The sequence below is a fragment of the Gelidibacter algens genome (genome assembly GCF_001678675.1).
Taxonomy (GTDB): domain Bacteria; phylum Bacteroidota; class Bacteroidia; order Flavobacteriales; family Flavobacteriaceae; genus Gelidibacter; species Gelidibacter algens.
The window spans coordinates 1-9,842 of sequence record NZ_LZRN01000072.1; the positions used below are offsets into that span (position 1 = coordinate 1).

Consider the following 9,842-nt stretch of genomic DNA (forward strand, 5'->3'; position numbering starts at 1 on the left):
AGTGTTAGGGTTTATTGGGGTTTTGGCTTTAATTAATTGGCCTTTTTCTTGTTTATTTTAAAACTCCCCGTCCAAACTGCGTTTGTATACCTCTCATTTTTGTTTGTAAACTCCCCGTCCAAACTAGTTGCCAGCGCGCCAGCTCGCCCCTTCGCTAAAATAGTTCACTGAACTATTTTTTAACGCTCGGTCGCCTCTTTTAAAAAAAAGAGGGGAGCTGGATTGTTAAGGTTTATTGGGGTTTAGGCTTTGGTTAAGAACCTATGTTTATGATTCATGCTAAAGGCCTTCTTTTTTTTTGAAGGTAACGTTCAGTTTATTATTAATTCTAACCAAACTGCTCCTCCCTTTATTTTCAAAGGGAGGTGGCCGAACCGACGTTAGGAGGTTTGGACGGAGGGTTCCATACTTCTCGTTATTTCACCATAGAGGTGACTCAGCCGACGTAGTGGGAGAGTTTAGACGCAGAGTTCCGGTTTGCTTTGTTATTTACTTCAATATTGAACTACTCCCTCAGGTTATTAATTTTAAGATTATTAAACGTGTAGTTCTGTCTATTTTTTTATATTCGTTTTACATTTCAGGTTGAATGGTAGTAAAGACCTCCTGAATATTTTTAAAGTGAAGGGTATCATCCATTTAAAAGATGGCCTTTCTTTACTATTTAAAAGATCCTATGACCAATTTTTTAATTACAGGTGGTGCCGGCAATATTGGAAGTGCTTTGGCTGCTAAATTGGCGGAAACCCAAGACTACCAAATCCTAATTGTCGATAATTTATCTACGGGACATCTCTCCAAAATTCCGAAACAACCAAACATAAAATTCATCAATGCTGATGTTAATGTCTACAATGATATGATGCCTGTTTTTGGACGTTTTGATTTTGATTACGTATTCCATTTTGCGGCCGTGGTTGGCGTGACGCGCACCTTAGAGCATCCTGTGGCTGTTTTGAATGATATTGAAGGGATAAAGAATGTGTTATCACTTTCAAAAAACTCGGGGGTCAAGCGGGTCTTTTACTCCAGTTCTTCGGAAGTGTATGGCGAGCCTTTTGAAATCCCCCAAAACGAAAACACCACCCCTCTAAATTCGCGGTTGCCTTATGCCATTGTCAAGAATGTGGGGGAGGCTTTTTTTAGATCCTATCAAAAAGAATATGGTTTGGACTATACTATTTTTCGGTTTTTTAATACCTATGGGCCACATCAGAGTGGAGACTTTGTGATTCCTAAATTTTTAAAGGCTGCTTTGGCAGATCAGCCCATACATATTCATGGCGATGGACTACAGACCCGATCGTTTTGTTATATAGAAGATACGGTTGACACGTGCCTCAAAACATTGCAAGACGCCTATAGAAACACGGTTTTAAATGTGGGTAATGACCTAGAGATGACTGTTCTGGAACTGGCGGAACGCATTATCGCAGTTACCGGCTCCACTTCTAAAATTATTCACTTGCCGGCTTTAGTGGAAGGCGATATGCGCCGCCGCTGCCCCGATGTCACCAAAATGAAAGCTATTTTACAACGGGAGCTTACTTGTTTAGACGCCGGCTTGCAGCACATGATCAAATTTTACAAGTCCCCTTCAAAATGTTAGGGCTAACCGCATAATTTCTTTTATCTTAGCGCCGTAAAAATGCCTGCTTTTTATGACACCACAAGATCAATGGTTGTACACCATTTCTTCAAAGCACAAACTTATTGACCTCAACTTCAAAGAGATTTGGCGGTATCGTGATTTGTTGATTCTTTTTGTGAAACGGGATATTGTTACGGTTTATAAACAGACCATTTTAGGGCCGCTTTGGTATGTGATCCAACCCCTATTTACCTCGGTTATTTTTACCTTGATATTTAATAACCTCGGACAGATTTCTACCAATGGGGTGCCTCCATTTTTATTCAACTTGGCAGGAATTACCGCCTGGAATTACTTTCGGGAATGCCTTACCGGAACCTCCAGCACCTTTACCAGCAATCAGGGGATTTTTGGGAAAGTGTATTTTCCAAGGGTCATTATGCCCATGTCGATTACGATTTCCAATCTTTTGAAGTTTGGGATCCAATTGGGTATTTTTATTGGCTTTTATGTGTATTATGCGTTTCAGGGGAGTACCTTGGGCTTTAATAGCCATATCGTTTTGCTTCCTGTATATATCATCATGATGGCTTTATTGGGCTTGGGCTTGGGGATGATCATCTCCTCCATGACCACTAAATATAGAGACTTAACCATTTTGGTTAGTTTTGGCGTGCAACTATTGATGTATGTGTCTGCTGTTCCATATCCTGTAAGCGAGGCGAAGGCTAAGTTTCCAGAAATGGTAGCGCTTTTGGTAGAATATAATCCGCTGACCCAAATTATTGAAGGCTTTAGATACATGCTGTTAAATACAGGGACTTTTAGTTGGTTTGGGTTTGGGTATACGTTAATAATCAGTATTGTGTTATTTTTAGTAGGATTGGTTATTTTTAATAAGACGGAGAAGACGTTTATTGACACGGTTTAGACGGTTGTGGGTTCTGGGTTGTGAGTTCTCGGTGAACAGACAACAGACAACAGACAACCGACAACAGACAACCGACAACAGATAACAGACAACCGATAACATTTAATAATTTAAAATAGGTCTAAGATGAAATCATACAGAGATTTGGACGTTTATAATTTAGCATTTGATTATGCTTTAGAAGTTCATCACGTATCATTAAAATTGCCAAAATTTGAATTATACGAGCAAGGAAGTCAAGTGAGGCGTTCTTCCAAAAGTGTTAAAGACAATATAGTCGAAGGATACGGCAGACGTAGATACAAACAAGATTTTATTAAATTTTTAGTTTATGCGCATGCTTCCTTACTGGAGTGTCTTTCGCAATTAGAAATGATTCAGAAGCTATATCCAGATTTAAAAATTAAGGATTTACTTAATAAATACGATATTTTAGGAGCAAAATTGTTCAATTTTATAATGTATGTAGAAAAAGATTGGAAATAGCTGTTGTCCGTTATGAGTTGTCCATTATGAGTTATCCGTTATGAGTTGTCAGTTATGAGTTGTCAGTTATGAGTTGTCAGTTATGAGTTGTCCGTTATGAGTTGTCCGTTATGAGTTGTCCGTTATGAGTTTTCTGACAACCAACAACCGACAACACGAACCGAAAACCGAAAACCGAAAACCGAAAACCGAAAACCGAAAACCGACAACCGAAAACCGAAAACAGACAACAGAGAATCGACAACAAAAAACCGAAAACAGAAAACCGAGAACCGAGAACCGAAAACAGACAACAGACAACAGAGTACCGAAAACCGAAAACCGACAACCGAAAACCGATAACAGAAAATGAGCGTCATCCTAAAAGCCGAAAACATCAGCAAGCAATACCGCTTAGGTACTGTGGGCACGGGTACGATCAGTCATGATTTGAACCGATGGTGGCATAAGGTACGTGGTAAGGACGACCCGTTTTTAAAAGTGGGCGAATCTAATGACCGGAGTACCAAAGGCAACTCTGACTATGTGTGGGCCTTGCAGGATATCAATTTTGAAGTGAAGCGTGGTGAGGTGTTGGGCATTATAGGTAAAAATGGTGCAGGCAAGTCCACCTTATTAAAGATTTTATCACGAGTCACGAGTCCAACCACAGGGGAAATTAAAACAAAAGGCCGAATCGCTTCTTTGTTGGAAGTGGGTACGGGGTTTCATCCAGAAATGACCGGACGTGAAAATGTGTATCTCAATGGTGCTATTTTGGGAATGACCAAAAAAGAGATAAAAAGCAAACTGGACGAGATCATTTCCTTCTCAGGTTGTGAGCGTTATATTGATACGCCAGTCAAGCGCTATTCTTCAGGCATGACTGTGCGTTTGGCTTTTGCGGTAGCCGCCCATTTAGAACCTGATATTTTGGTAATTGATGAGGTTTTGGCGGTTGGCGATGCAGAGTTTCAAAAGAAGGCGATTGGCAAGATGCAGGATATTAGCAGAGGAGAAGGGCGTACGGTGCTGTTTGTGAGTCATAATATGGCAGCGGTGGAGAGCTTGTGTACGAGAGGTGTCTTATTAGAGCATGGCAAGATCAAATCAGTAGGAGCTATTGACGAAATTGTAAAAGTGTATTTAACTGCTAATGCATTTCCAAGTACAAAATTGTCTGAGATGACAAAACGAAAAGGACACCAGAAGTTAGTTTTTGAAGAGGCAGTTTTTGTTTCAGAAAATCAAACAAATAACATTATTGAGACCTTCAAAGATTTACAAGTTAAAGTTCAATTGAAACGAAATGTCACGGAACCTATTCGAAATTTTAAAATAGATGTTGGCTTTAATAATTATATGGGAGATAGAGTAGCATGGCTTTCTACTGAAACCATTGTTAGTGATTTTAATTTAGATAAAGAAGATAGCATAATCTTTATTATAAGGGATCTTCCATTAGCTCCAGGAGATTATACGTGCAACTTTTTTTGCATGACAAATAATGAAATTGCGGATTGGTTGGTGGAGGTTATGCCATTTACAGTCGTTGAAAAGGATTATTATAACTCAGGAAAATTAGTGCCCAAAAATCAGGGAGATATTTTACTCAATTATTTTATACGATAAATGATCACAAAAATCAAAAATTTAATTAACGAGTATAGATCTAATCATAAATATATTAAATACGAAATTACATGAGGTTCAGCTTCAAAATAAGGAATTAGAATGGGCGCACATTTTTCATGATAGCATTCGAGGTAAGGAATGGTTAGAGGAGTTGCCATTGAACGTCGGTAGATGGGCGGGAAATTACTCTTTTTTTTATATTTTGAATAGAATTCTGAATGATTTTCAACCCAAAGCCATTTTAGATTTAGGATTAGGAGAATCGAGTAAATTCATTTCAGCATTTTTAAATAATCAGTTACTAGAATCTTTGCATACCATTGTGGAACAAGATGCGGATTGGGTAGCTAACTTCCAAAAAACAAATAGCTTATCGCAACGTTCTAAAATAGTTTGTTGTCCGTTAGTGACCACTGAAGTCAACGGTTTTCTCAGCAATGTTTATAAAGATTTTAATACTAAAATAATAGATAAATTTGATCTGATTATTGTTGACGGACCTTTTGGTAGTGACCGTTTTTCTCGCTATGATGTTGTTTCGCTTATTGAGAGAATGGAAGCCACGGACGAATTTATAATTCTAATTGATGATACGCATCGGAAGGGAGAGCAGGACACACTACATGATATTATATGTAAATTAAAAGTGAAAAAGTTGGCGTTTTCAATTGGGCAGTATCATGGTACTAAATCGAATACCATTATAGCGACCAAAAAGTATAAGTTAGCAACTAGTTTATAATGGAGAAAAACTTAGCACCCATCATAGTATTCGTTTACAATAGGCCATGGCATACACAACAAACCTTGGAAGCTTTAATGTTGAACGATTTGGCAGATCAAAGCACACTTTATATTTACTGTGACGGATTCAAAGAAACCATCTCCGAAGAAGAAAAGCAAAAAATAACATCGGTTCGTGATATTGTCAAACAAAAAAAATGGTGTAAAGAGGTAATTGTTATAGAACACAAAACAAATTTCGGATTGGCCAAATCTGTAATTCAGGGCGTTTCAGAAGTCATTGAAAAACATGAAAGTGTTATTGTGTTAGAGGATGATATTGTGACAGGAACTTATTTTTTAACGTTTATGAATGAAGGGTTAAAACTTTATAGGGATGAACAGAAAGTTTTTGGAGTTTCTGGTCATCAATTTCCGAGTACGAAGAAAATTAAAGATACTACTTACTTTTTACCTATCATGAGTTCGTGGGGATATGGAACTTGGTTTGATAGATGGAAAGAAATAGAATTTGATGGACAAAAGCTTTTAAATATTGTGGACTCAAAAAGTATTGGTCCTAAATTAGATTTTGGTGGCATGACATATTATAAAATGCTAGAAGATCAAGTCACTGGTATTAATGATTCATGGGCTGTGCGATTTTATGTATCCATGTATTTACAAAATGGTGTATTTCTGTATCCAAATAAGAGCCTCATTAAAAATATCGGTTTAGATGGTTCTGGTGTACATTGCAAAAAAATGGCAACAGAATTACAAGATGTAATAAAGCTATCTAATGAATTAGTTAATGTTGATAAAAAATCTGTATTATTAAAACCAAATTTGGTGAAATCCTTTAAACACAACACTACTAATAAGAAGAGAATGCTAAAAAGTAAAATTTCAAGGATGGTTTCACCTGAAATTAAAGCGTTAATTAAGCGGAAACTTAATTTAGGAATTTCAAAGTCTAAAACTGAACTTGAAAATTTGAAACTGGTACCAAGATATACTGCCACATCTGCAACAATAGATGGTTATAAGTTGATAATTCCTGATAGTGCATCTTTCTTATTTATGTACAACGAGATTTTCAAGACAAAAATTTATAAATTCAGAACTGAAAATGAAACGCCATATATAATAGACGGTGGAGCAAATATAGGTTTAGCCTCTATTTATTTCAAGGAATTGTATCCTAATGCCGAAATTATTGCTTTTGAACCAGATCCTGAAATCTTTGATATTTTGAAAACAAATCTGAGTACTCACAATTTTACGACGATCAAACTGGTAAAAAAAGGGTTATGGAATGAAGAGAAAATACTTAAATTTCATGCAGAAGGAGCAGATGGAGGCTTGTTAGAGTCTCTTAGCAAAAGTAATCATCCTACTACTCAATACGTTTCTGTGACATCTTTAAAACCTTATCTTCATAAAACGGTTGACTTCTTAAAGTTGGATATAGAAGGCGCTGAAACCGTGGTCTTAAAAGATATTGTTAACGAATTATATCGAGTAGAACGGATTTTTATTGAGTATCATTCTTTTGTGGAGCAAGAGCAATCCTTAAATGAAATTATTGATATCTTAAAGCATGCAAAGTTTAGAGTATATATATCTTCTCCTGGGCTTTCAAGCAAATCTCCTTTTGTTGATATAACAGAGTACAATGGAATGGATATGCAATTGAATATTTATGGAATTAAACAAGCATAAATGAAAGTACTAATTGTCAACACATACGATAGAGGTGGTGCTGCAAACGCATGTTTGCGTTTGCATGAAGGTTTACTGCACGCAAATGTTGACGCAAAAGTATTACTCCAGCACAAGGGCAAGAAGGTGCCGCAAACATTCCAGATTCACAATTCAAACACCTTTAAAAATAAGTATCAAATCTTAAAACAAAAGGGTTTCGTTTTTTTGCGTGTTATGGGACTTCTTCAACAACCAAAGCAATCTCAAGAAAGTCAGTTTATAAAACGAAGGGCAGAAGGCTTGGAAATGTTCAGCTTTCCAAATTCAAATTTCGATATTACATGTTCACCATTATACCAAGAAGCCGACATTATAAATTTACATTGGGTAGCCAATTTTCTAGACTTCGAATCGTTTTTTAGAAAAAACACAAAACCCGTTGTTTGGACTCTACATGATATGAATCCGTTTACTGGTGGGGAGCATTATTTGGAAACGTTTCTAGGCGCAGATGTAGATGGCAATCCCGTCTCTAGAGATTTTTCTGAAGAAGAAATGAAGACTAGTGATAAAATTCTTAAATTAAAACAAAAAGCACTTCAATCAGCCTTTAATCTTACTATTGTTGCGCCTTCTAAGTGGTTGTGTGAGGCGGCTCAAAAAAGTATGCTATTTAAGAATAAAGACATTTTTTGTATTCCTTATGGTATCAACTCAGAGATATTTCAGCCTAGAGATCGTAATTTTTCTCGTGATATCTTAAATATTCCAAAAGATAAAATAGTTATTTTATTTGTGGCCGCTTCTTTAAATAACCACCGAAAGGGCTATGCCTATTTGAAAAAGGCTTTGGAGATGATGCAACGTGATGATGTCGTGCTATGTGCTGTTGGAGGCAAAGAAAGTAATTTAGATTTTGACGCTAATCTTATAGAATTGGGAGCTATTGCTGATGAACGCTTAATGAGTATCGCTTACTCAGCAGCCGATGTGTTTGTTATTCCTTCACTAATGGATAACTTGCCAAATACTGTTTTAGAATCATTGATGTGTGGAACACCTGTTATCGGTTTTCCAGTAGGAGGGATACCTGATATGATCAACCATCGATTTAATGGCTTAATGACCTCTGATTTAAGTAGCGCAGCTCTTTTTAAAACTATTGAATTATTTTTTGATACCATAAGTGATTTTGATAGAAATGAGATAAGAAATGATGCGTTAAATAGATATGACTTGAAGATCCAAGCAATTAATTACATACAGTTGTATCAAAAAATTTTGAATAGCTAAGGTCCATGAAAATCTCGATTATTACCATAAATTATAATAACCTTGATGGTCTCAAAAAGACTATGACCAGTGTTTTGGAGCAAACCTATGCAAACGTTGAATATATTATAATAGATGGAGGTAGTACTGACGGGAGCAAAAGGTATATAGAAAGCTGTCAACAAGATTTAGCATATTGGGTAAGTGAATCCGATAGAGGCATTTATAATGCCATGAACAAAGGAATTGCTCAAGCCACAGGTGAGTATTTGTTGTTTTTGAATAGTGGTGATTGGCTGGCGGGAGTAAAAGTTTTAGATTTAATTTCTAAAAATCTAGGTAATTGTGGTATTCTATACGGTAATTTGATTAAAGTATATGCTAATGGAAGTGAAAAGGTTGATAAAGGGCCGGAAAGTAGTCAACTTACACTTTTTCATTTTTTTGTACGGCACCATCAATCATCCTTCAGCTTTTATAAAACGTGATTTGTTTAAAAGTTATGGGAGTTATGACGAATCCCTGAAAATAGTTTCCGACTGGAAGTTTTTTTTAATTTCTATTGGTTTAAACGAAACAGTAGTTAAATATGTAGATTTGGAAATTTGTCATTTTGACATGAGTGGTTTGAGTAATGTTAATATTAAAGGAAGGAATGAGGAGCGTAATATTGTTTTGAAAAATGAACTTTCATTAAAAACATTTAATGATTACAGCCGTTTTAGTGAAATTGCCAAAACAGTAAACAATCCACGCGTTCAAATGTTATTGAAAAGTGAACATTCAACATTAGCACGAAAATTAAACATTAAATGGTTTAGGTTAATATCAATTCTTTTAAAAAAAAAAGGATAAATGCAAAATCCATTAATCTCCATTATAATCCCAACCTACAATCGCGCATACATTATAAGCGAAACTTTGGATTCTATTATTGCCCAAACATACGCCTATTGGGAATGTATTGTTGTGGATGATGGCAGTGATGATAATACATCAGAAGTAATGAAAGCTTACTGCGAGTGTGATAATAGAATACAATACCATAAACGTCCAGAAAATATAATAAAAGGAGCTAGTTCGTGTCGAAATTACGGTATTAAAAGGTCAGAAGGTGAATATATACAGTTTCTGGATTCTGACGACGTTTTAAATAAAGTAAAATTAGAAGAACAAATAAACGTTATAACAAAAGCTGATAAATTCTCTATAGCTACCTGCAAATGGGGAAGGTTTTCTAACGTCCAGAATTTATTTAGTAATTTTAAAAATGAATATATCTCTTACAAAGATTTTGACAACGGTAGTGATTTATTGAAGTCATTTGCAATTAACAGAGAATTTTTTCCTGTATCAGTTTATTTAATATCAAGAGTCCTTTTGGATAAATCGGGACATTGGAATGAAAAGTTATCCAATAATGATGATGGAGAGCTCTTTGTTAGAATACTTCTTGAAACAAATAAAATATTTTTCGTTCAAAAAAAGTAAAGTTTTTTTTATTCGACAAAATAATAA

At 35.7% G+C, this 9,842-nt stretch carries 10 protein-coding genes; all 10 read left to right on the plus strand.

The genetic code is table 11. The features are described 5' to 3' along the window. The first annotated feature begins 676 nt into the window (after window positions 1–676). The 10 genes from A9996_RS18330 (at window position 677) to A9996_RS18375 (ending at window position 9,815) form a co-directional block, all read left to right on the plus strand. Window positions 677–1,609: an NAD-dependent epimerase/dehydratase family protein gene (locus A9996_RS18330; RefSeq protein WP_111625843.1), complete on the plus strand. Its 933-nt coding sequence runs from the start codon at window positions 677–679 to the stop codon at window positions 1,607–1,609. A gap of 52 nt (window positions 1,610–1,661) precedes the next feature. After that, complete coding sequence (locus tag A9996_RS18335; RefSeq protein WP_066432822.1) at window positions 1,662–2,522, plus strand: ABC transporter permease; 861 nt, start codon at window positions 1,662–1,664, stop codon at window positions 2,520–2,522. A 126-nt stretch (window positions 2,523–2,648) separates the two neighbouring features. Further along, complete coding sequence (locus tag A9996_RS18340) at window positions 2,649–3,008, plus strand: four helix bundle protein (protein WP_066432825.1); 360 nt, start codon at window positions 2,649–2,651, stop codon at window positions 3,006–3,008. Window positions 3,009–3,356: 348 nt separating this feature from the next. Then, a complete protein-coding gene (locus A9996_RS18350; RefSeq protein WP_066432827.1) occupies window positions 3,357–4,619 on the plus strand; it encodes an ABC transporter ATP-binding protein in 1,263 nt (420 codons plus the stop codon). Between the two features lie 205 nt (window positions 4,620–4,824). Then, window positions 4,825–5,364 (plus strand): hypothetical protein, encoded by a 540-nt coding sequence (locus A9996_RS18355; RefSeq protein ID WP_157487193.1) that lies wholly within the window; start codon window positions 4,825–4,827, stop codon window positions 5,362–5,364. After that, window positions 5,364–7,070: an FkbM family methyltransferase gene (locus tag A9996_RS18360; RefSeq protein ID WP_066432834.1), complete on the plus strand. Its 1,707-nt coding sequence runs from the start codon at window positions 5,364–5,366 to the stop codon at window positions 7,068–7,070. Before A9996_RS18355 ends, A9996_RS18360 begins: the two co-directional genes overlap by 1 nt. Beyond that, the gene (locus A9996_RS18365) at window positions 7,071–8,345 is read left to right on the plus strand and encodes a glycosyltransferase (protein WP_066432836.1); all 1,275 of its coding nucleotides are present in this window, start codon (window positions 7,071–7,073) and stop codon (window positions 8,343–8,345) included. It begins immediately after the preceding gene. A gap of 5 nt (window positions 8,346–8,350) precedes the next feature. Then, a complete protein-coding gene (locus tag A9996_RS19765) occupies window positions 8,351–8,812 on the plus strand; it encodes a glycosyltransferase (protein WP_083993885.1) in 462 nt (153 codons plus the stop codon). 1 nt (window position 8,813) lies between these two features. After that, complete coding sequence (locus A9996_RS19770) at window positions 8,814–9,179, plus strand: glycosyltransferase family protein (RefSeq protein ID WP_083993886.1); 366 nt, start codon at window positions 8,814–8,816, stop codon at window positions 9,177–9,179. Further along, window positions 9,180–9,815 carry a glycosyltransferase family 2 protein gene (locus A9996_RS18375; RefSeq protein ID WP_066432838.1) on the plus strand — a complete coding sequence of 212 codons (636 nt, stop codon included), beginning with the start codon at window positions 9,180–9,182 and terminating at the stop codon, window positions 9,813–9,815. The last annotated feature ends 27 nt before the right edge of the window (window positions 9,816–9,842 follow it).